19 protein-coding genes and 1 tRNA gene are annotated in these 22,244 nt (G+C 72.7%); 19 read left to right on the forward strand and 1 reads right to left on the reverse strand.

Translation table 11 applies throughout. The features are described from left to right. Window positions 1-6: 6 nt before the first annotated feature. From AVP42_RS06535 to pyk, 18 genes are all read left to right on the forward strand, one after another. Window positions 7-1,947 (forward strand): primosomal protein N', encoded by a 1,941-nt coding sequence (locus tag AVP42_RS06535; protein ID WP_231878561.1) that lies wholly within the window; start codon window positions 7-9, stop codon window positions 1,945-1,947. Between the two features lie 65 nt (window positions 1,948-2,012). Further along, the gene (gene fmt, locus AVP42_RS06540; protein ID WP_067947287.1) at window positions 2,013-2,945 is read left to right on the forward strand and encodes a methionyl-tRNA formyltransferase; all 933 of its coding nucleotides are present in this window, start codon (window positions 2,013-2,015) and stop codon (window positions 2,943-2,945) included. Between the two features lie 86 nt (window positions 2,946-3,031). After that, window positions 3,032-4,423: an RsmB/NOP family class I SAM-dependent RNA methyltransferase gene (locus AVP42_RS06545; protein WP_067947289.1), complete on the forward strand. Its 1,392-nt coding sequence runs from the start codon at window positions 3,032-3,034 to the stop codon at window positions 4,421-4,423. 9 nt (window positions 4,424-4,432) lie between these two features. Further along, on the forward strand, window positions 4,433-5,128 hold the full coding sequence (gene rpe / locus AVP42_RS06550) for a ribulose-phosphate 3-epimerase (RefSeq protein WP_067947291.1): 696 nt from the start codon (window positions 4,433-4,435) through the stop codon (window positions 5,126-5,128). Between the two features lie 9 nt (window positions 5,129-5,137). Then, window positions 5,138-5,401 (forward strand): phosphoribosyl-ATP diphosphatase, encoded by a 264-nt coding sequence (locus AVP42_RS06555; protein ID WP_067947293.1) that lies wholly within the window; start codon window positions 5,138-5,140, stop codon window positions 5,399-5,401. A gap of 47 nt (window positions 5,402-5,448) precedes the next feature. Next, window positions 5,449-6,288, forward strand: coding sequence for an ATP phosphoribosyltransferase (gene hisG, locus AVP42_RS06560; protein ID WP_067947296.1), 840 nt, complete (start codon window positions 5,449-5,451; stop codon window positions 6,286-6,288). A gap of 9 nt (window positions 6,289-6,297) precedes the next feature. Continuing rightward, window positions 6,298-7,059, forward strand: a complete 762-nt coding sequence (gene hisF, locus AVP42_RS06565; RefSeq protein WP_067947298.1) for an imidazole glycerol phosphate synthase subunit HisF — start codon at window positions 6,298-6,300, stop codon at window positions 7,057-7,059. Next, window positions 7,056-7,484: a phosphoribosyl-AMP cyclohydrolase gene (gene hisI / locus AVP42_RS06570; protein ID WP_082847050.1), complete on the forward strand. Its 429-nt coding sequence runs from the start codon at window positions 7,056-7,058 to the stop codon at window positions 7,482-7,484. The genes hisF and hisI overlap by 4 nt, the downstream gene beginning before the upstream one ends. Beyond that, entirely contained in the window at window positions 7,481-9,016 is a 1,536-nt protein-coding gene (locus AVP42_RS06575) for an anthranilate synthase component I (protein ID WP_067947300.1), read from the forward strand. The genes hisI and AVP42_RS06575 overlap by 4 nt, the downstream gene beginning before the upstream one ends. A 4-nt stretch (window positions 9,017-9,020) precedes the next feature. Further along, complete coding sequence (locus AVP42_RS06580) at window positions 9,021-9,707, forward strand: Trp biosynthesis-associated membrane protein (protein ID WP_082847051.1); 687 nt, start codon at window positions 9,021-9,023, stop codon at window positions 9,705-9,707. Window positions 9,708-9,742: 35 nt separating this feature from the next. After that, complete coding sequence (locus tag AVP42_RS06585; protein WP_067947304.1) at window positions 9,743-9,973, forward strand: DUF6704 family protein; 231 nt, start codon at window positions 9,743-9,745, stop codon at window positions 9,971-9,973. A 3-nt stretch (window positions 9,974-9,976) separates the two neighbouring features. After that, the gene (trpC, locus tag AVP42_RS06590) at window positions 9,977-10,747 is read left to right on the forward strand and encodes an indole-3-glycerol phosphate synthase TrpC (protein WP_067947306.1); all 771 of its coding nucleotides are present in this window, start codon (window positions 9,977-9,979) and stop codon (window positions 10,745-10,747) included. 1 nt (window position 10,748) lies between these two features. Further along, window positions 10,749-11,954: a tryptophan synthase subunit beta gene (trpB, locus tag AVP42_RS06595; RefSeq protein ID WP_067947308.1), complete on the forward strand. Its 1,206-nt coding sequence runs from the start codon at window positions 10,749-10,751 to the stop codon at window positions 11,952-11,954. Beyond that, window positions 11,951-12,736, forward strand: coding sequence for a tryptophan synthase subunit alpha (gene trpA, locus AVP42_RS06600; RefSeq protein WP_067947310.1), 786 nt, complete (start codon window positions 11,951-11,953; stop codon window positions 12,734-12,736). Before trpB ends, trpA begins: the two co-directional genes overlap by 4 nt. Before the next feature lie 64 nt (window positions 12,737-12,800). After that, window positions 12,801-13,790: a prolipoprotein diacylglyceryl transferase gene (gene lgt / locus AVP42_RS06605; RefSeq protein WP_067947312.1), complete on the forward strand. Its 990-nt coding sequence runs from the start codon at window positions 12,801-12,803 to the stop codon at window positions 13,788-13,790. A gap of 167 nt (window positions 13,791-13,957) precedes the next feature. Then, on the forward strand, window positions 13,958-18,481 hold the full coding sequence (gene gltB / locus AVP42_RS06610; RefSeq protein WP_082847052.1) for a glutamate synthase large subunit: 4,524 nt from the start codon (window positions 13,958-13,960) through the stop codon (window positions 18,479-18,481). Next, window positions 18,474-19,931 carry a glutamate synthase subunit beta gene (locus AVP42_RS06615; protein WP_067947317.1) on the forward strand — a complete coding sequence of 486 codons (1,458 nt, stop codon included), beginning with the start codon at window positions 18,474-18,476 and terminating at the stop codon, window positions 19,929-19,931. Before gltB ends, AVP42_RS06615 begins: the two co-directional genes overlap by 8 nt. A 71-nt stretch (window positions 19,932-20,002) precedes the next feature. Then, entirely contained in the window at window positions 20,003-21,418 is a 1,416-nt protein-coding gene (gene pyk / locus AVP42_RS06620) for a pyruvate kinase (protein ID WP_067947319.1), read from the forward strand. Window positions 21,419-21,482: 64 nt separating this feature from the next. On the opposite strand, the gene AVP42_RS06625 is transcribed toward pyk, so the two are convergent. Further along, window positions 21,483-21,568: transfer RNA gene (locus tag AVP42_RS06625), tRNA-Leu, on the reverse strand. Window positions 21,569-21,604: 36 nt separating this feature from the next. On the opposite strand from AVP42_RS06625, the gene AVP42_RS06630 reads away from it, so the two are divergent. After that, window positions 21,605-22,210: an ANTAR domain-containing response regulator gene (locus tag AVP42_RS06630; RefSeq protein WP_067947321.1), complete on the forward strand. Its 606-nt coding sequence runs from the start codon at window positions 21,605-21,607 to the stop codon at window positions 22,208-22,210. The last annotated feature ends 34 nt before the right edge of the window (window positions 22,211-22,244 follow it).

Consider the following 22,244-nt stretch of genomic DNA (forward strand, 5'->3'; position numbering starts at 1 on the left):
GGGCCGGTGGCGAGGGTCCTCGTCGACTCGCCCCTGCCGCAGCTGGACCAGCTGCTGGACTACCGGGTGCCCGACCGGCTCGCGCCGTCCGCCGTCCCGGGAGTGCGCGTCCGCGTGCCGCTCCGGTCGGGCGGACGCATCGCCCAGGGCTGGATCGTGGAGCTCGCCGACCGGAGCGAGTTCCGCGGCGAGCTGAGCGAGGTCGAGGGCGTCGTCGGCGACGTGCCCCTGCTCACGCCCGAGCTGTGGCGCCTGGCGCGAGCTGCGGCCGATCGCGCCGCGGGCAACGCGAGCGACATCCTGCGGCTGGCGATCCCCGCTCGCTACGTCCGCGCCGAGAAGGCCTGGCTGGCCGACCCGGGCGACCCGGGGCCGCTTCCCGAGCGTCCCGCGCCGTTCGCCCAGTACGAGCCGGGTCGCCTCGAACGCGGCCTGGCCGGGGGCGAGCGGATGGCGCTCATCGCCGATGCGCGCCCGGTCCGCCTCGCGTCCGGTACCTGGGTGGGCGCGTGGGCGGCCACGCTCGCGACGGCCGCCGCGCACGTCCTCGCCGACGATCGCTCGGCGGTGCTGGCGGTGCCCGACTACCGCGACCAGGAGCAGCTCCAGGCGGCCCTCGCCGAGGTCGTCGATCCTCGCCGGACCCTGCGGACCGACGCCCGGCAGACCGGGCAGGAGCGGTACCGCGCGTTCCTCGACTCGACGGGCGATGCGGCCCGCGTGGTCGTCGGCAACCGGTCGACGGTCTACGCGCCCGCGGCGCGGCTCGGCCTCATCGCGGTCTACGACGACGGCGACCCGCTGCACGCGGAGCCGCTGGCACCCGGCGTGCACGCGCGCGACGCCGCGCTCATCCGGCAGGAGCAGTCGGACGCCGCGCTCGTCTTCCTCGGCCACAGCCGGAGCGTCGAGGTGCAGCGGCTGGTGGGGCTCGGGTGGGTGCACGAGGTGCCCCTGCGCCGCGGCATCCGACCCCGGATCGTGCTCACCGAGCAGCAGCCCGCCGCCGCGAGCGGCGGTGCCCGCATCCCCTCGACCGCGTGGCGCGACGCCCAGGAGGCGGTGGCGCAGGGGCCGGTGCTCGTGCAGGTGGCCCGCCCCGGCCACACGCCGATGCTCGTGTGCGACCGCTGCCGCGAGCCGGCGCGATGCACGGCGTGCGGCGGCGCGATCGTCGTGTCGCGAGCGGGCGGAGGTCCGGCATGCACGCTCTGCGGCACGAGCGCCGCCGGGTGGAGCTGCCCGGTGTGCGAGTCGACCGCGCTCCGCGCGGCCGTGGTCGGCGCGAGCCGCACCGCGGAGGAGCTCGGCCGCGCCTTCCCGCGTTCGCGCGTGGTGGTCTCCGACGGCGATCGCCCGATGCTCCGGGTCGGTCCCGAGCCGCAACTCGTGGTGGCGACGCGCGGGGCCGAACCGGTCGCCGACGGCGGCTACCGGGCGATCCTGCTCCTCGACGGTGAGCGGATGCTGCTGCGCGAATCCCTCCGCGTCGCCGAGGACTGCCTGCGGTGGTGGTCCGATGCGGCGGCCCTCGCGGCTCCGGGCGCACCCGTCCACCTCGTCGGCGTGGGCGGCGCGCTCGGCACCGCGCTCGCGACCTGGTCGCAGCCGGGCTGGGCGGCCGGCGAACTGGAGGCCCGGCGGGCCCTGCGGTTCCCGCCGGCGGTCCGGATGGCGTCGGTGTCGTCGTCGCCCGAGCGTCTCGCCCGGGCGCTCGAGCGCATCGGCGCGATCGACGGCGTCGACGTGCTCGGTCCCGTGCCGGCAGAGGAGGGCCTCGAGCGCGCGATCGTGCGGTTCGGGTACGGCGTGGGTGCGGAGGTGGCGGCGGCCCTGAAGGCCGAGGCGATCCGCGCCGCGACCGAGCGGCGGCGACCCGTCGCCGGGCGCCGCCCGGGTCGTCCGCCGACGCTGCGGGTGCGGATGGACGATCCCGACCTGCCGTGACCGGGCGACGACCCGGCTGCCGGACCGGCCGGCGCGGGCCCGCCCGACGGCTGGGATGATGGAGTGTGCCCCAGCTCCGCATCGTCTTCGCGGGAACCCCCGCCGCCGCCGTCCCCTCGCTCGAACGGCTCGCCGCCTCCGCGCACGAGGTGGTGGGCGTGGTCACCCGGCCGCCCGCGCCGCTCGGCCGAAAGCGCGTGCTCACGCCGTCGCCCGTCGCGGCGACCGCGACCCGCCTGGGCATCCCGGTGATCGATGCGGCGCGCCTCGACGACGAGGCCACGGCGCGGATCGCCGCCCTCCGTCCGGACCTCGGCGTCATCGTCGCGTACGGCGGGCTGGTGCGCGAGCCCCTGCTCTCCACGCCCGCGCACGGCTGGATCAACCTGCACTTCTCCGCGCTGCCCGCCTGGCGCGGCGCGGCCCCCGTCCAGCGCGCGCTCATCGCCGGCGACGCGGAACTCGGCGCCTCCGTGTTCCGGCTCGTGCCCGAGCTGGACGCGGGCGACGTCTACGCGGTGCGGACCCGCCCCGTCGAGCCGGGTGAGACGGCCGGGGCGGCGCTCGAGTCGCTCGCGGCATCCGGTGCCGACCTCGTCGCCGACGTCGTCGAGGCGATCGCGGACGGCTCGGCGGTCGCCGGCCCGCAGCGGGGCGAGGCCACGTTCGCACCGAAGCTCACCATCGACGACGGCCGCCTCGATTGGACGCGCCCGACCGTGGAGGTCGACGCGCGATACCGCGGCGTCACCCCGGACCCGGGCGCGCACCCCGAGGTCGACGGGATCCGGCTGAAGGTGCTCGAGGCGGGGCCCGCGGCATCCGTCGACCCGCCGCGCCTCGCACCGGGGGAGGTGCGCGGCGAGCGGCGCCGCGTGCTCGTGGGCACGGCCGACGGGGCGCTGGAGCTCCGGCGCGTCCAGCCCGCGGGCCGGACCGCGATGGCCGCGGCCGACTGGTGGCGCGGCCTCGGGGTCGACCGGGCGGTGGCCCGATGAGCGCATCGGGCAGCGGTCGCAGCGATCGTCGACCGGCCGGCGGCGGCCGCGGAGGCGGCACGGGTCGGGGCGCACGACCCGATCGCGTGGCGCGCTCCCGCATCGTAGCGTACGAGGTGCTCGAGGCCGTGCGCGACTCCGACGCCTACGCCAACCTGCTCCTGCCGACGCGCATCGAGCGGGCGCGCCTGAGCGAAGCGGATGCCGCGTTCGCCACCGAGCTCACATACGGCACGCTGCGCATGCAGGGCTTCTACGACGCCGTGATCGCCCTCGCCGCCGGCCGCCCCACGGCGCAGGTGGACCCGCCGGTGCTCGACGTCCTGCGACTCGGCGTGCACCAGTTGCTCGCGACCCGGGTGGCGACGCACGCCGCCGTGAACGAGTCGGTCGCGCTCGCGCGGCGCGTCGCTCCGGCGGCGGCCGGGTTCGTGAACGCGGTCCTCCGCACGGTCTCGCGGCGCGAGGCCGACGCCTGGCGGAGCCTGGTCGCCGACGAGGCGGGGGCGCCGGACGAAGCGCTCGCGGCGGTCCACTCCCATCCGGTCTGGGTGGTGCGCGCCCTGCGCACGGCGCTCGAGCGGGAGGGACGCGGCGAGGAGCTCGTGGCGCTGCTCGAGGCCGACAACGCCGCACCGCGCGTGAACCTCGTCTCGCTGCCCGGACTGGCGGAGCCGCCCGCCGAACTCGGCGAGCCGGACCGCTACTCGCCCGTCGGCCTGACGGCGCCCGAGCCGCTCCGCCTCGTCGCCGAGCACGAGGGCCGCGTGCGCGTGCAGGACGAGGGTTCGCAGCTCGCCGCGCTCGCGCTCAGCCGGGTCGCGCCCGTCCGTCCGGGGGAGCGGTGGCTCGACCTGTGCGCGGGTCCCGGCGGGAAGACCGCGCTGCTCGCCGCCGAGGCGCTCGCCGGCGGCGCGTCGCTCGTCGCGAACGAGGTGGTTCCGGCCCGCGCCGAGCTCGTGCGCCGGGCGGTCGCCGCGGTGCCCGCGGACGTTCCGGTCGACGTCGCCGACGGCCGCGACCTCGATCCCGCCGAGCGCGGTGCTCCGGAGGGATTCGACCGCATCCTCCTCGACGCGCCCTGCACCGGCCTCGGCGCGCTGCGTCGGCGGCCCGAGGCCAGGTGGCGCAAGGCGCCCGCGGATGTCGCCGAGCTGACCGAACTGCAGGGCGAACTGGCCGACTCGGCGTTCCGGGCGCTCGCTCCGGGCGGCGTGCTCGCGTACGTGACGTGCTCGCCGCACGCCTCCGAGACGCACGGAACCCTGGGGCGCGCGCTCGCGCGGTGGGGCGCCGAGGCCGAGCTGCTCGACACGGCCGACGTGGTGCAGTCGCTGTCGCGGCATCCGCTCGATCTCGCGGGCGACGGCCGGACGGTGCAGCTCTGGCCGCATCGCCACGGAACCGACGCCATGTTCATCGCCCTCGTGCGTCGCGCCGGGTCCGACCGGCCGTCCGGCGACGAGCCCGCTCGGTAGGCTGGCGGCATGACGACGCGGATCAACCCGAGCATCCTCGCTGCCGACTTCGCCAACCTCGAACGCGAGCTCGGGCGCATCGCGACCGCCGACCTCGTGCACGTCGACGTCATGGACAACCACTTCGTGCCGAACCTCACGTTCGGCCTGCAGATGGTGACCCGTCTGCAGGAGGTCTCGCCCATCCCGCTCGACGTGCACCTCATGATCGACGACCCGGACCGGTGGGCCCCGGCGTACGCCGAGGCGGGCGCGTTCTCGGTCACGTTCCACGCCGAGGCGGCGGGGGAGCCCGTCGCGCTCGCGCGGAAGCTCCGCTCCATCGGCGCCCGCGCGGGCATCGCGTTGAAGCCGGGCACGGATGCCGCGCCCTACCTCGACCTCCTGCCGGAGTTCGACCAGGTGCTCGTGATGACGGTCGAGCCGGGATTCGGCGGTCAGTCGTTCATCCACGAGACGATGCCGAAGCTCACCCGCGTCGCCGACGCCGTGCACGCCGCCGGCCTCGACGTCTGGTTGCAGGTCGACGGCGGCATCACGGAGGAGACGATCGGCATCGCCGCGGAGGCGGGAGCCGACACGTTCGTCGCCGGTTCGCATGTCTTCAACGGCGACGTGCCCGCCGAGCGCATCGAGGCGCTGCGGGCCGCGGTGGCCGCGCACCCGCACGAGCACCCGCGCGGGCATGGCGCGGCGCACCGGTAGTCTGGACGGGTGAAGACCTTCGACGACCTCTTCGTCGAGCTCAGCGACAAGGCCAGGACCCGCCCGGCGGGCTCCGGCACCGTGCGCCAGCTCGACGCCGGCGTGCACGCCATCGGCAAGAAGATCGTCGAGGAGGCCGCCGAGGTGTGGATGGCGGCCGAGTACCAGTCCGACGCCGACACGGCCGAGGAGATCTCGCAGCTGCTCTACCACCTGCAGGTGCTGATGCTCGCGAAGGGGCTCACGCCGGCCGACGTGTACCGACATCTCTGATCACGTCCATGACCGCAGATCAGTTCCGTCGACACGAAAGCCAGGGAATGCTCCGAATCGCCGTGCCCAACAAGGGCTCGCTCTCCGACACCGCCGCGCAGATGCTCTACGAGGCCGGGTACACCGGTCGCCGCGACTCGCGTGAGCTCATCGTCGCCGACCCCCGCAACGGGGTCGAGTTCTTCTACCTCCGTCCGCGCGACATCGCCACCTACGTCGGTTCCGGCGCGCTCGACGTGGGCATCACGGGGCGCGACCTGCTCCTCGACTCGGGTTCGGAGGCCGGTGAGATCGCCTCCCTCGGGTTCGGCGACTCGACGTTCCGGTTCGCCGGCCCGCCCGGCGCCTTCGACACGCTCGACGACCTCGAGGGCGTGCGCGTGGCCACGAGCTACCCGGGCCTCGTGGGCGACTTCCTCGCCCGGCACGGCGTGACCGCGAAGCTCGTCAAGCTCGACGGCGCCGTCGAATCCGCGGTGCGGCTCGGCGTGGCCGACGCGGTGGCCGACGTGGTCTCCACGGGTTCGACCCTGCGCAAGGCCGGGCTCGACATCTTCGGTCCCGTCATCCTCGAGTCCGAGGCCGTGCTCATCGGCTCGGGCGTCGAGCGGCCCGGCACCCAGACCCTCGTCCGGCGCCTCCAGGGCGTGCTCGTCGCGCGCCAGTACGTGCTCGTCGACTACGACGTCCCGGTGACCCACCTCGAGGCGGCCACTGCGGTCGCGCCGGGCTTCGAGTCGCCCACGGTCTCGCCGCTGCACGACCCCGAGTGGGTCGCCGTCCGCGTCATGATCCCGCGCGTCGACGTGAACCACGTCATGGACGAACTGTACGAGCTGGGCGCGCGCGCGATCCTCGTGAGCGCCATCCACGCGGCACGTCTGTGAGGTGAGCGGATGTCGCTGGCCGTCCGTGTGATCCCGTGCCTCGACGTGGCCGCCGGCCGCGTCGTCAAGGGCGTGAACTTCCTCAACCTGCGCGACGCGGGCGACCCCGTGGAGCTCGCGGCGAAGTACGCCGCGCAGGGCGCCGATGAGCTGACCTTCCTCGACGTCACCGCGACGGTGGACGACCGGTCGACGACGTACGACATGGTGCAGCGCGTCGCCGAGCAGGTGTTCATCCCGCTCACCGTGGGCGGCGGCGTGCGCTCGACCGACGACGTCGCGCGGCTGCTCGGCCACGGTGCCGACAAGATCGGCGTGAACAGCGCCGCGATCGCGCGGCCGGAGCTCATCGCCGAGATCGCCGACCGGTTCGGCGCGCAGGTCTGCGTGCTCTCGCTCGACGTCAAGCGATCCGACCGCACCGCGTCGGGCTTCGTCGTCACGACGCACGGCGGCCGCACCGAGACCGACCTCGACGCGCTCGAGTGGGCCCGCCGGGCCATCGAGCTCGGCGCGGGCGAACTGCTCGTGAACTCGATCGACGCCGACGGCACGAAGGCCGGCTTCGACCTCGAGCTCGTCGGGCTGATGCACGAGCTGTCCTCCGTGCCCGTGATCGCCTCCGGCGGCGCCGGCGCGCTCGAGCACTTCGCTCCGGCGATCGCGGCGGGAGCCGACGCCGTGCTCGCGGCATCCGTGTTCCACAACGGCGAGCTCACCATCGGCGAGGTGAAGCGCGCCCTCGAGGCCGACGGGAGGACCGTCCGATGACCTACGCAGGCGACGAGGAGCTCGAGTCGGAGACCGAGCGCTGGGCGCCGGATGCCACCGCGGTGGACCGGGCCGCGTTCGACCGCGACGGACTGCTGCCCGCGATCATCCAGCAGTGGGACACCGGCGAGGTGCTCATGCTCGGCTGGATGGACCGCGAGGCGATGCGCCGCACGCTCACCGAGGGCCGGGTCACCTTCTGGTCGCGGTCGCGGCAGGAGTACTGGCGCAAGGGCGACACCTCCGGACACGCGCAGTACGTCAGGTCCGCGGCGCTCGACTGCGACGCCGACGTGCTGCTGGTCAAGGTCGAGCAGGTCGGCGTGGCCTGCCACACCGGAACCCGCACCTGCTGGGACGGCGACCCGCTCGACGTCGTCGTCGGCCACCCCGACGGACCCGCCCGCGACGGAGGAACCCCATGACGGCCGCCCGAACCGCGACCACGCGCCTCGACGACTTCACCGCCCTGCTGCAGGGACGCCGTGTCGTGCCGGTCGTGCGCGAGCTCTTCGCCGACGGCGAGACGCCGGTCGGCATCTACCGCAAGCTGGCGGGGGGCCGGCCCGGCACGTTCCTCCTCGAGTCGGCCGAGCAGGGCGGCATCTGGTCGCGCTACTCCTTCGTCGGCGCGGGCTCGTACGGCGTGCTCACGGAGCGCGACGGTGCGGTCGAGTGGCTCGACTACGGCATGTCGCGCGAGCGCGCCCTGGGCGAGGCGTCCGGGGACCGGGCCCCGCTCGCCGCCCTCGAAGCGGTCCACGAGCGCTGGGCGACCGAGGACGTGCCCGGTGCGCCGCCCCTCACCGGCGGGCTCGTCGGCTTCATCGGCTGGGAGGCGATCCGGCAGATCGAGCACCTGCCGAACCGGCCGCCGGCGGACTACGCGATGCCCGGGCAGGCGTTCTCGTTCGTCTCCGAGCTCGTCGTCATCGACCACCGCACGGGCACCGTGCAGCTCGTGGCATCCGTCCTGAACGATCGCGAGGAGCCCGCCGAGACGCTGTGGGCGGACGCGCAGGCCCGCCTGGACCGCATGCAGGAGGCGCTCGCGACGCCCGCCGAGGCCTACCTCGCCGAGATCGACCTGGCGCGCGCGCCGGAACCGCGTCACCGCACCGAGAAGGCCGACTTCCTCGCGGCGGTCGAGCGCTCGAAGCACTACATCCACGAGGGCGACATCTTCCAGGTCGTGGTGTCGCAGCGGTTCGAGCAGGATGCCACGGCGGACCCGATCGACGTCTACCGGGTGCTGCGCAGCCTCAACCCGAGTCCGTACATGTACCTGCTGCACCTCGAGGCCCCGACCGGCGAACCGTACTGGATCGTCGGCTCGTCACCCGAGGCGCTCGTCAAGGTCGAGGACGGCCGGGTGTACACCCACCCGATCGCCGGGTCGAAGCCCCGCGGCGGGACGCCCGAGGACGACGCCGACCTCGAGGCCGAGCTCATCGCCGATCCGAAGGAGCAGGCCGAGCACCTCATGCTCGTCGACCTCGCCCGCAACGACCTCGCCAAGGTGTGCACCGCCGGCAGCGTCGAGGTGACCGAGTTCATGCGCGTCGAGCGGTTCAGCCACATCATGCACCTCGTCTCGTCGGTCGAGGGCGACCTCCGCGACGACGCGAACGCGGTCGACGTGTTCCGTGCGACCTTCCCCGCGGGCACGCTCTCCGGCGCGCCGAAGCCGCGAGCGCTCGAGATCATCGACGAGCTCGAACCGGCCCAACGGGGCCTGTACGGCGGCGTCGTCGGCTACTTCGGCTTCGGCGGCGATGCCGACCTCGCCATCGCGATCCGCACCGCGACCATCTCGGGCGGCATCGCACGCGTGCAGGCCGGGGGCGGGCTCGTCGCCGACTCCGACCCGGAATCGGAGTACCAGGAGTCGGTCAACAAGGCGGCGGCGCCGCTGCGCGCCGTCGCCGTCGCGAACGCCATGCGGCGGGTGGGCTGAGCGCATGCGCCCCGAGCGGATGAAGCTGCCCGCGATCCTCGGCCTGCTGGCCGGCTCGGGCCTCGCCCTGCTCGCGTGGAGCCAGACCTGGTTCACCGCGCGGCTCGTGGACGGCCAGGCCACCGCGGGCGGAGCGACCGCACTCGAGGTCGGGGGAGCGGTCGCCTCGCCGGCGCTCGCCGCGCTCGCGCTGGCGGGCCTCGCACTGGCCGGAGCCCTCGCGATCGCGGGGCCCGTGATCCGGGTGGTGCTCGGCCTGCTCGCCCTCGCCCTCGGCGGAAGCGTCGTCCTCGCCTCCGCATTCGCACTCGGCGACCCGGTCCGGGCCGTGGCCCCCGCCGTCGCCGAGGCCACGGGCGTGGCGGGCGCGGAGCCGACCGCCGAGCTCGTCGCCGGCGTCGCCGCCTCGGCGTGGCCCTTCGCCGCGATCCTCGGCGGCGTCCTCATCGCCGTGGCGGGCCTCGTGGTGATCGTCACGGGCCGCACCTGGCCGACGTCGCGCCGATACGGCGGCGGCGCGCGACTGGCGCCCGACGCGCCGCGCGGCGGGGTGCCCGCCTCGGACCGGGCCGTCGACGACTGGGACGGGCTCAGCCGCGGCGACGACCCCACCGCCGGCGAGACGGAGCCGACTCCCGACGACGCCGAGGGCACGGGCGACGGCCACGAGGCACCCGGCCGCACCCGGTAGACTCTCCACGACCCCCATCGCACAGAAGGAGCACCATGAGCACTGAGCACGCTGAGCCCGGCCACGGACACTCGCCCGCGGCATGGACCGCCGTGACGATCATGCTCATCGCGTTCGCGATCGGCACCGTCGCGTTCTTCCTCGACGTGCAGTGGCTCGTGTGGGCGGCCGCCGGCCTGCTCGTGCTCGGAGCGATCGTCGGCTGGGCGCTCGCGAAGGCGGGCTACGGCGTCGACGGCGCCAAGGTCGCGCCCAAGGCGCACTGACGCGTGCTCGCCGAGCTCACTGCGAACGCGGTCGCCGACGCCGAGTCCCGGCGCGCCGAACGGCCCCTCGCCGAGGTCGAGGCGGCGGCGCTGGCCCGTCCCGCGGCGATCGACGCCCTCGCCGCGCTCCGTCCGGGGCAGCACGTGAAGGTCATCGCCGAGATCAAGCGGTCGAGCCCCTCGCGCGGTTCGCTCGCGGCCATCGACGACCCCGCCGCGCTCGCCCGCACGTACGAACTGGGCGGCGCGAGCGCGATCAGCGTGCTGACCGAGGGGCGCAAGTTCGGCGGCTCGCTCGCCGACCTCGAGTCGGTGCGGCAGGCGGTCTCGCTGCCCGTGCTGCGCAAGGACTTCATCGCCACCCCGTACCAGGTCTTCGAAGCCCGCGCGGCCGGTGCCGACCTGGTGCTGCTCATCGTCGCCGCGCTCGACGACGACACGCTGCGCGAACTGTACGCGCTCATCACCGAGCTCGGCATGACCGCGCTCGTCGAGACGCACTCCGCCGACGAGCTCGACCGCGCCGCGCAGCTCGGCGCCCGGCTCATCGGCGTCAACGCCCGTGACCTGACCACCTTCGAGCTCGACCGCGACCTGTTCGGGCGACTCGCCGATCGGTTCCCCGAGGGGGCGATCCGGGTGGCCGAGTCGGCGGTGCTGACGGCGGCGGATGTCGCGCACTATCGTGCCGCGGGCGCCGATGCCGTGCTCGTGGGCGAGGCGCTCGTCACCGGCGACCCCATCTCGAACCTCTCTGCATTCATGGCGGTGTGACATGGCCCTTCGTGCCCAGACCGGGCCGTACTTCGGCGAGTTCGGCGGACGCTTCGTCCCCGAGTCGCTGGTGGCGGCACTCGACGAGCTCTCCGAGGCGTACACCCTCGCGAAGCTCGACCCGGCCTTCGGCGAGGAGCTCGCCGAGCTCGGCCGGAGCTACACCGGCCGGCCCTCGATCATCACCGAGGTGCCCCGCTTCGCGGAGCACGCGGGCGGTGCCCGGATCATCCTCAAGCGCGAGGACTTGAACCACACCGGATCCCACAAGATCAACAACGTGCTCGGCCAGGCGCTGCTCACGCGCCGCATCGGCAAGAAGCGCGTCATCGCCGAGACGGGTGCGGGCCAGCACGGCGTGGCGACCGCGACGGCGGCGGCGCTGTTCGGCCTGGAGTGCACGATCTACATGGGCGAGGTCGACACCGAGCGCCAGGCGCTGAACGTCGCGCGCATGCGCCTCCTCGGCGCCGAGGTCATCCCCGTCAAGACCGGTTCACGCACCCTCAAGGACGCCATCAACGACGCGATGCGCGACTGGGTCACGAACGTCGAGACCACCAACTACATCTTCGGCACGGTGGCGGGTCCGCACCCGTTCCCCGAGATGGTCCGCGACTTCCAGGCGATCGTCGGCGAGGAGGCGCGCCAGCAGGTGATCGACCTGACGGGCGGCCTGCCCACCGCCGTCGCGGCCTGCGTGGGCGGCGGATCCAACGCGATCGGCATCTTCCACGCGTTCCTCGACGACGCCGACGTCGCGCTGTACGGCTTCGAGGCCGGCGGCGACGGCGTCGACACCCCCCGACACGCGGCGACCATCTCGAAGGGGCGTCCGGGCGTGCTCCACGGCGCGCGCAGCTACCTCCTGCAGGACGAGGACGGGCAGACCATCGAGTCGCACTCGATCTCCGCCGGTCTCGACTACCCGGGCGTCGGACCCGAGCACTCCTGGCTCGCCGCGCTCGGCCGGGCCACCTACCTGCCGATCACCGATGACGCGGCGATGCAGGCCCTTCGCCTCCTCTCCCGCACCGAGGGCATCATCCCGGCCATCGAGTCGGCCCACGCCCTCGCCGGCGCGCTCGACCTCGGTCGTGAGCTCGGCCGCGACGCCACGATCCTCGTGAACCTCTCCGGGCGCGGCGACAAGGACATGGAGACCGCCGCGCGCTACTTCGAGCTGCTCGACGGGAGCGCCGAATGAGGAACGTGGGCGCCGTCATCCGTCGCCGCAACGAGGAGGCCGCCGGCGCGCTCATCGGCTACCTCCCGGTCGGCTTCCCCACGCTGGACGAGAGCGTCGAGGCGGCCGTCGCCCTGGTCGAGAACGGCGTCGACGTGCTCGAGCTCGGACTCCCGTACTCCGACCCGGTCATGGACGGCACGGTCATCCAGGCCGCGACCGTGCAGGCGCTCGCGAACGGCTTCCGCCTCGCGCACGGGTTCGAGGCGGTGCGCCGGGTCACCGAGCGGGTCGACGCACCCGTCCTCGTGATGACCTACTGGAACCCCGTCGTGCAGTACGGCGTCGACCGGTTCGCCGACGACCTCGCCGCCGCCGGTGGAGCCGGGCTGATCACGCCCGACCTCATCCCCGACGAGGCCGGCGACTGGCTCGCCGCCTCCGAGCGGACCGGCCTGGACCGGGTGTTCCTCGCGGCGCCCTCGTCGACCGACGCCCGGATCCGCCAGGCGGTCGAGGCGAGCCGCGGCTTCGTGTACGCGGTCTCGACCATGGGCATCACCGGCGCCCGGACCGACGTCGACCAGGCCGCCCGGGGCCTCGTCGGGCGACTCCGCGAGGCGGGCGCCGAGGCGAGCTGCGTGGGTCTCGGCATCTCGACCGCCGAGCAGGTGGCCGAGGTCCTCGAGTACGCGGAGGGCGCGATCGTGGGATCCGCGCTCGTGAAGGCCCTCGCCGACGGCGGGATCGAGGCGGCCGGCGCGCTCGCGGCCGAGCTCGCGCGCGGCACCGCCCGGAAGTGAAGTAGTCTCGACGGGGCCGCCGCGCGCGGCGCCCCCGCACCATCGACGAAAGGCAGACGCCGGCGTGTTCGCACCGCTCAGCATCCCGACTCCAGACCCGGAGTGGCGCACCCTCGAGATCCCGGTCCCGTGGGGCACGCTGAACATCCAGATGTACGCGCTGTTCATCCTCGCGGGCATCATCATCGCGACGATCATGACCTCGCGCCGCCTCACCAAGCGCGGCGCCGAACCGGGCATCGTGCTCGACGTCGTGCTGTGGGCCGTGCCGCTCGGCATCATCGGCGCTCGCCTGTACCACGTCCTCACCCACCCCGACGACTACTTCGCCGGCCAGGAACTGTGGCGCATCATCGCGATCTGGGAGGGCGGCAACGCGATCTACGGTTCGCTCATCGGCGGTGCCGTCGGCGTGATCATCGCCTGTCGCCTGACCGGCCTCCGCTTCTGGTCGTTCGCCGACGCGCTCGCGCCGGGTCTCCTCGTCGCCCAGGCGATCGGCCGGCTCGGCAACTGGTTCAACGCCGAGCTCTACGGCTGGCCGACCGACCTGCCCTGGGGTCTCGAGATCCCCTCCGACAACCCGGCGTGGCCGCAGGGCCTCGCCGAGGGCACCCTGTTCCACCCGACGTTCCTCTACGAGATCGTGTGGAACCTCGTCGGCGTCGCCGTGCTCCTCGGGCTCGAGCGCTTCTTCCGCCTTCGCTGGGGCATGATGTTCGGCGCCTACCTCATCTGGTACGGCGCGGGACGCGCGGTGTTCGAGACCATCCGCGTCGACCCGAGCGAGATGTTCCTCGGCATCCGGTCGAACGTCTGGGCGTCGTTCGCGGCGATCATCATCGGCCTCGTCATCATCCTCGTGCAGCGACGCCGGCACCCCGGCATCGAGCCGAGCGTCTACCGCCCGGGCCGTGAATGGAGGCCCGCGGATGCTGAGGTAGACTCGGACGACACCGAGTCCGACTCCGACTCTCTCGACGAAGGCGTCGAGGGTGAGAACGCACCCGGCGAGCCGGCAGCCACAAGCTCGAGCCGCTCGGCCTCCGCGTAGGCCACGCCACCACACCGCGTTCTCCGACTCGGCGCCGCACCTCGCGCCGTGAACCTCCCTCCGTGGGCCGACGTCGTCCCCGCTGCCTAACGAGATACCGAGGACGGTCCAACGTGTCGCTTTCCCCTCCCCACTCCCGGTTCGGTCTGACGCCGCCCGCCCAGGGCATGTACGACCCCGCGGACGAGAAGGACGCGTGCGGGCTCGCCATGGTGGCGACGCTGCGCGGCACCGCAGGTCACGACATCATCCAGGCGGCGCTCGACAGCCTGCGCAACCTCGAGCACCGCGGTGCGGTCGGCTCCGACGCGGGCACGGGCGACGGCGCCGGCATCATCACGCAGGTGCCCGACGCGTTCCTCCGCGAGGTCGTCGACTTCCCGCTGCCGCCCGCGGGCGCGTACGCCGTGGGCAACGCGTTCCTGCCCGTCGACCCCACCGCGCGGTCGACGGTGAAGCAGCAGCTGCAGCGCATCGCGGCATCCGAGGGCCTCGAGGTGCTCGGATGGCGCGAGGTGCCGGTGCGCCCCGAGGAACTCGGCACGCTGGCCCGCGCCGCGATGCCCGTCGTGCAGCAGCTCTACGTGCGGAGCTCGGCGAACACGGCCGAGGGCGAGCACCTCGCCGGGATCGCGCTCGACCGGCTCACCTTCCGGCTGCGCAAGCGCGCCGAGCGCGAGCTCGAGCTCTACTTCGCGTCCCTCTCCAGCCGCACGCTCGTCTACAAGGGCATGGTCACCACGCTCCAGCTCGAGCCGTTCTATCCCGACCTCTCCGACGAGCGGTTCGCCTCCAAGCTCGCCCTGGTCCACTCCCGGTACTCCACGAACACGTTCCCCTCGTGGCCGCTCGCACAGCCGTTCCGGATGATCGCGCACAACGGCGAGATCAACACCATCCAGGGCAACCGCAACTGGATGCGCGCCCGGCAGTCGCAGCTGGAGTCCGAGCTGCTCGGCGAGCTCGACCCGCTCATGCCGATCGTGACGCCCGGCGCGAGCGACTCGGCCTCGTTCGACGAGGTCGTCGAGCTGCTCACCCTCGCCGGCCGCAGCCTGCCGCACGCGGTGATGATGATGGTCCCCGAGGCGTGGGAGAAGCAGGCCGAGATCGATCCGGCGCGCCGGGCGTTCTACGAGTACCACTCCATGCTCATGGAGCCGTGGGACGGCCCCGCCGCGATCGTGTTCACCGACGGCAGCCTCGTCGGCGCGACGCTCGACCGCAACGGCCTCCGGCCCGGCCGGTACGTCGTGACCGACGATGGGCTCGTCGTGCTGGCGAGCGAGATCGGCGTGCTCGACCTGCCGCAGAAGCGCATCGTGCGGAAGGGACGCCTCCAGCCCGGTCGCATGTTCCTCGTCGACACCGAGGCTGGCCGCCTCATCGAGGACGACGAGATCAAGTCCGAGCTCGCGGCATCCGCACCCTGGGGGGAGTGGCTCGACGAGGGCCGCATCCGCCTCTCCGACCTGCCCGAGCGCGAGCACATCGTGCACCCGCCGGCATCCGTGAACCGCCGTCAGCGCACCTTCGGCTACACGGAAGAGGAGGTGAAGATCCTCCTCGCGCCGATGGCGGCGACCGGTCAGGAGCCGCTCGGCGCGATGGGTTCCGACACCCCGATCGCGGTGCTCTCCGAGCGTCCGCGGCTGCTCTTCGACTACTTCACGCAGCAGTTCGCCCAGGTCACCAACCCGCCGCTCGACTCGATCCGCGAGCAGGTCGTGACCTCGCTGTCGACGTCGCTCGGACCCGAGCGGAACCTGCTCGCCGCGGGCGCCGAGCACGCGCGCCAGGTCTCGCTCGACTTCCCGGTGATCGACAACGACCAGCTGGCGAAGATCGTGCACATGACCTCGCCGTCGGGCGCGCGCGCCACCCGGACGCTGCGCGGGCTGTACCGCGTCGACGACGGACCCGACGGCCTGCGCGCGCGCCTCGAGGAGCTGGCCCGCGAGGTCGACGAGGCCATCGACGAGGGCGCCTCGTTCATCGTGCTGAGCGACCGGGACTCGACCAAGGACCTCGCGCCGATCCCGTCGCTGCTCATGCTGTCGGCGGTGCACCACCACCTCATCCGCTCCGAGACCCGCATGAAGGTCGGTCTCGTGGTCGAGGCCGGCGACGTGCGCGAGGTGCACCACGTGGCGCTCCTCGTCGGCTACGGCGCCTCCGCCGTGAACCCGTACCTCGCCATGGAGTCCTGCGAGGACCTCGTCCGGTCGGGCACGCTCGCGGGCGTCACGCCCGAGCAGGCGGTGCGGAACGTCATCACCGCGCTCGGCAAGGGCGTGCTGAAGATCATGTCGAAGATGGGCATCTCGACGATCTCGTCGTACGCGGGCGCGCAGGCGTTCGAGGCGGTCGGGCTCTCGCAGGAGTTCATCGACGAGTACTTCACCGGGACCACCTCGAAGCTCGGCGGCGTCGGCATCGAGGTCATCGCTCGGGAGAACCTCGCCCGGCACCAGGTGGCCTACCCGGCGGATGCCGCGGTCCGGGCCCACGAGCGACTCCAGACCGGTGGCGAGTACCAGTGGCGCCGCGACGGGTCGCCGCACCTGTTCAACCCCGAGACGGTCTTCCGCCTGCAGCACTCGACGCGCAATCGCCGCTACGACATCTTCCGCGAGTACACGCACATGGTCGACTCGCAGGCCGAGCAGCTCATGACCCTGCGCGGCATGTTCGCGCTCCGCACGGGCGTCCGCCCGCCGGTGCCGATCGACGAGGTCGAGCCGGTCGAGTCGATCGTGAAGCGGTTCTCCACGGGCGCGATGAGCTACGGCTCCATCTCGAAGGAGGCGCACGAGACGCTCGCGATCGCCATGAACCGGCTCGGCGCGAAGTCGAACACCGGCGAGGGCGGCGAGGACCTGGAGCGACTCCTCGACCCGGAGCGGCGCAGCGCGATCAAGCAGGTGGCATCCGGCCGCTTCGGCGTGACGAGCATGTACCTCACGCACGCCGACGACATCCAGATCAAGCTCGCACAGGGCGCCAAGCCCGGCGAGGGCGGGCAGCTCCCGCCGACCAAGGTCTACCCGTGGGTCGCCCGGACGCGCCACGCGACCGCGGGCGTCGGCCTCATCTCGCCGCCGCCGCACCACGACATCTACTCGATCGAAGACCTCAAGCAGCTGATCTTCGACCTGAAGCGGGCGAACCCGAAGGCCCGCATCCACGTGAAGCTGGTCAGCCAGTCGGGCATCGGCGCGGTCGCGGCGGGCACGGCGAAGGCGCTGGCGGATGTCATCCTCGTCTCCGGCCACGACGGCGGCACGGGCGCGAGCCCGCTGAACTCCCTGAAGCACGCGGGCACCCCGTGGGAGCTCGGCCTCGCCGAGACGCAGCAGACGCTCATGCTGAACGGCATGCGCGACCGCGTGGTCGTGCAGGTCGACGGGCAGCTGAAGACCGGTCGCGACGTCGTCATCGGCGCCCTGCTCGGCGCCGAGGAGTTCGGCTTCGCGACGGCCCCGCTCATCGTCGAGGGTTGCGTCATGATGCGCGTCTGCCACCTCGACACGTGCCCGGTCGGCGTCGCGACGCAGAACCCCGAGCTGCGCAAGCGGTTCACGGGCAAGCCCGAGTTCGTCGTGAACTTCTTCGAGTTCATCGCGCAGGAGGTGCGCGAGTACCTCGCGGAGCTCGGCTACCGCTCGCTCGACGAGGTCATCGGCCGGCGCGAGCTGCTCGACGTCGACCGCGCCGTCGCCCACTGGAAGGCGTCGGGACTCGACCTCACGCCCGTGCTCGTGGGTCCGGACTTCTCCGGCTCCGAACCGCGTCGCAACTTCCGTGCGCAGGACCACGAGCTCGAGGAGCACTTCGACAACGAGCTCATCCGGCGCAGCGCCCTCGTCCTCGAGCAGGGCGGTCGCGTCGAGATCACCCTGCCGATCAAGAACACCGAGCGGGCGGTCGGCACCATGCTCGGCCACGAGGTCACCGTCCGGCACGGCGCGGAGGGCCTGCCCACCGGCTCGATCGACGTCACGCTGACCGGTTCGGCCGGGCAGTCGTTCGGCGCGTTCCTGCCGAGCGGCATCACCCTCCGACTCGAGGGCGACTCGAACGACTACGTCGGCAAGGGCCTGTCCGGCGGTCAGGTGATCGTGCGTCCGTCGCGCGAGGCCGGCTTCGTCGCCGAGCGGAACGTCATCGCCGGCAACGTCATCGGCTACGGCGCGACCCGGGGCAGCATGTTCATCCGCGGCATCGTGGGGGAGCGCTTCCTCGTCCGGAACTCCGGCGCCACGGCGGTCGTCGAGGGTGTGGGCGACCACGCGCTCGAGTACATGACCGGCGGCCTCGCGCTCATCCTGGGCGGCACCGGCCGCAACCTGGGCGCGGGCATGTCGGGCGGCACGGCGTACGTGCTCGACCTCGCCGAGGCGCGCGTGAACCGCGAAGCGCTCTCGAGCGGCGAACTCGAGCTGCACGCCCTGGGCAGCGCCGACCACGAGATCGTCCGCGACCTGCTCGAGCAGCACCTCGAGCACACCGACTCCGCGGTCGCCGCGGCGCTCCTCGCCGAGGGTGCCGTCGCGTTCGACCGCTTCACCAAGGTGCTTCCGCGCGACTACGCCGCGGTCCTCCGCACCCGCCAAGCGGCGGTCGACGAGGGGCTGGACCCCGACGGCGACGTCGTCTGGACGCGAATCCTGGAGGTGACGGGTGGCTGACCCGAAGGGCTTTCTGAAGGTCACCGAGCGCGAACTGCCCAAGCGGCGGCCCGTGCCGGTGCGGATCATGGACTGGAAAGAGGTCTACGAGCAGGGCGACCCCGCCCAGGTGCGGCGGCAGGCCGGACGCTGCATGGACTGCGGCATCCCGTTCTGCCACCAGGGCTGCCCGCTCGGCAACCTCATCCCCGAGTGGAACGACCTGATGTGGCGCGGCGAGGGCCGCGCGGCCATCGAGCGGCTGCACGCCACGAACAACTTCCCGGAGTTCACCGGACGCCTCTGCCCGGCCCCGTGCGAGTCCGCCTGCGTGCTCGGCATCAACCAGCCTGCGGTGACGATCAAGCAGGTCGAGGTCTCGATCATCGACCAGGCGTTCGGCAACGGCTGGGTGCAGCCGCAGCCGCCCGGTCGCCTCACCGGCAAGACCGTGGCCGTCGTCGGGTCGGGCCCGGCGGGACTCGCCGCCGCCCAGCAGCTCACCCGGGCCGGTCACACGGTCGCCGTGTACGAGCGCGACGACCGCATCGGCGGCCTGCTGCGCTACGGCATCCCCGACTTCAAGATGGAGAAGAAGCACCTCGACGCCCGCCTCGCGCAGATGACGGCCGAGGGCACGCGCTTCCGCGCCGGCGTCGAGATCGGCGTCGACCTCTCGTGGGACGAGCTCCGACGCCGCTACGACGCCGTCGTGGTCGCCACGGGTGCGCTCGTGCCGCGCGACCTGCCGATCCCGGGCCGCGACCTGCCCGGCGTCCACTTCGCCATGGAGTACCTGACCCAGGCGAACCGCCGGGTCGCCGGCGAGGACGTCTTCGACCAGATCACGGCCGAGGGCAAGCACGTCGTCGTCCTCGGCGGCGGCGACACGGGCGCCGACTGCATCGGCACGGCGCACCGGCAGGGCGCCCTCTCGGTCACGAACCTCGCGATCGGCAAGCAGCCCAGCCCGACGCGGCCCGCGGAGCAGCCGTGGCCGATGCACCCGACGCTGTTCGAGGTGCAGAGCGCCCACGAGGAGGGCGGCCAGCGCCAGTACCTCGCGTCGACCGTCGAATTCCTCGCGAACGACGCCGGCGAGGTCCGTGCGATCCGCGTGGCGGAGACCGAGTACCTCGACGGCCGCCGGGTTCCGAAGGCCGGCACCGAGCGCGAGATCCCGGCCGACCTCGTGCTGCTGGCCCTCGGCTTCACGGGCCCCGAGACGGATGCCGCGCACGACCAGCTCGGCCTGCAGGCCTCCGACCGAGGCAACTTCGCGCGCGACGCCGACTACGCCACGGCCGAGCCGGGCGTGTTCGTCGCGGGCGATGCCGGTCGCGGCCAGTCGCTGATCGTCTGGGCGATCGCCGAGGGACGCGCTGCGGCGGCATCCGTCGACCGGTACCTTGAAGGTGAGACGCAGCTGCCGAGTCCCATTCCCGCGACGGCGCGAGCCTTCGCCGTCTGACCGGCGCCGCGGGCGCCTGACGAGTCCGTATCCAGCGCTACGGCGCGCGAACCCCCTGGAGCACACACCACATGAGAAGAGCGAAGATCGTCGCCACGCTCGGGCCGGCAACGTCCAGCTACGAGCAGATCCGCGCGATCATCGACGCCGGCATCGACGTCGCCCGGATGAACCTCAGCCACGGCAGCTACGACGTGCACGAGGGCGTCTACCAGAACGTCCGGAAGGCGGCGAACGACTCGGGCCGCGCTGTGGCCGTGCTGGTCGACCTCCAGGGGCCGAAGATCCGCCTGGGCAAGTTCGCCGACGGCCCGCACGAGCTCGCCGAGGGCGACATCTTCAAGATCACGACCGAGGAGATCCTCGGCACGAAGGAGATCGTCGGCACCACCTTCAAGGGCCTGCCGCACGACGTCGAGGCGGGCGACCACCTGCTGATCGACGACGGCAAGGTTCGGGTCGAGGTGCTCGAGACCGACGGCACGGTCGTCACCACGAAGGTCGTCGTCGCGGGTCCGGTGTCGAACAACAAGGGCATCAACCTCCCCGGCGTGGCCGTGAACGTGCCGGCGCTGTCCGAGAAGGACGAGGCCGACCTGCGCTGGGCCCTGAAGCTCGGCGCCGACCTCATCGCGCTGTCGTTCGTGCGCAACGCCGCCGACATCGACCGGGTGCACGAGATCATGTCCGAGGAGGGCCGCCGCCTCCCGGTCATCGCCAAGATCGAGAAGCCGCAGGCCGTCGACGCCCTCGAGGGCATCGTCGAGGCGTTCGACGGCGTGATGGTGGCCCGTGGCGACCTCGGCGTCGAACTGCCCCTCGAGGCGGTGCCGATCGTGCAGAAGCGCGCCATCGAGATCGCCCGCCGGCTCGCGAAGCCGGTGATCGTGGCCACGCAGATGCTCGAGTCGATGACCCACTCGCCGGTCCCCACGCGCGCCGAGACCTCGGACGTCGCGAACGCCATCCTCGACGGCGCCGACGCGGTCATGCTCTCGGGCGAGACGAGCGTGGGCGAGTACCCGGTGCAGACCGTCAAGACCATGGCCCGCATCATCGAGTCCACCGAGAAGCACGGACTCGAGCGCATCCCGCCGCTCGGCACGAAGCCGCGCACCCAGGCCGGCGCGATCACGCTGGCCGCGGTCGAGGTCGCCGACTTCGTCGAGGCGAAGTACCTGTGCGTGTTCACCGAGTCGGGCGAGTCGGTGCGACGGATGACGCGACTCCGGTCGAACATCCCGATCCTCGCGTTCACGCCCTATCCCGCCATCCGTCGCCGCATGGCCCTGAACTGGGGCGTCGAGTCGTTCGTGGTCGAGCGCGTCACCCACACCGACCAGATGGTCGGCCAGGTCGACGAGGTGCTCGCGAAGACCGGCAAGGCCGAGGCGGGCGAGAAGGTCGTCATCATCTCGGGTTCGCCTCCCGGAATCCCCGGCACCACGAACGACGTGCGCGTGCACGTCGTCGGCGAGGTGCTCTAGCCGCTCGCGCCACGAGGCCCGGTCGTCCGTCGGACGGCCGGGCCTCGTTCGCGTTCGCAGGTGCTGGTGCCGGTGGTGGGGGTCGAACCCACACGCCCTCTCGGGCAAAGCATTTTGAGTGCTCCGCGTCTGCCATTCCGCCACACCGGCCGGAGCGCTCGCCCAGAATACCGTAGGCTTTCCTGCGTGACAGACACCGAAGAGACCCAGTCAGCGCCGCGCCGCGTCGTCGTCGCGGAGGATGAATCGCTCATCCGCCTCGACATCGTCGAGATCCTGCGCGACAACGGCTTCGAGGTCGTCGGCGAGGCCGGAGACGGCGAGACGGCGGTCGCACTCGCGACCGAGCTCCGCCCCGACCTCGTCATCATGGATGTGAAGATGCCGCAGCTCGACGGCATCTCCGCGGCGGAGCGGCTCTCGAAGGGCCACATCGCCCCGGTCGTGCTCCTCACGGCGTTCAGCCAGCGGGAGCTCGTCGAGCGCGCGACCGAGGCCGGCGCGCTGGCCTACGTGGTGAAGCCCTTCACGCCGAACGACCTCCTGCCCGCGATCGAGATCGCGCTGGCCCGGCACGCCCAGATCATCGCCCTCGAGGCCGAGGTCGGCGACCTCGTCGAGCGGTTCGAGACCCGCAAGCTCGTCGACCGAGCCAAGGGCCTGCTGAACGAGAAGATGGGGCTGACCGAGCCCGAGGCGTTCCGCTGGATCCAGAAGGCCTCGATGGACCGTCGCCTCACCATGAAGGACGTCTCGCAGGCCATCATCGAGCAGCTCGCACCCAAGAAGTAGCCGCCGGGACTTGCGTCCCGCGCCCGCCGACCCC

The organism is Agromyces sp. NDB4Y10 (genome assembly GCF_001620055.1).
Taxonomy (GTDB): Bacteria; Actinomycetota; Actinomycetes; order Actinomycetales; family Microbacteriaceae; genus Agromyces; species Agromyces indicus.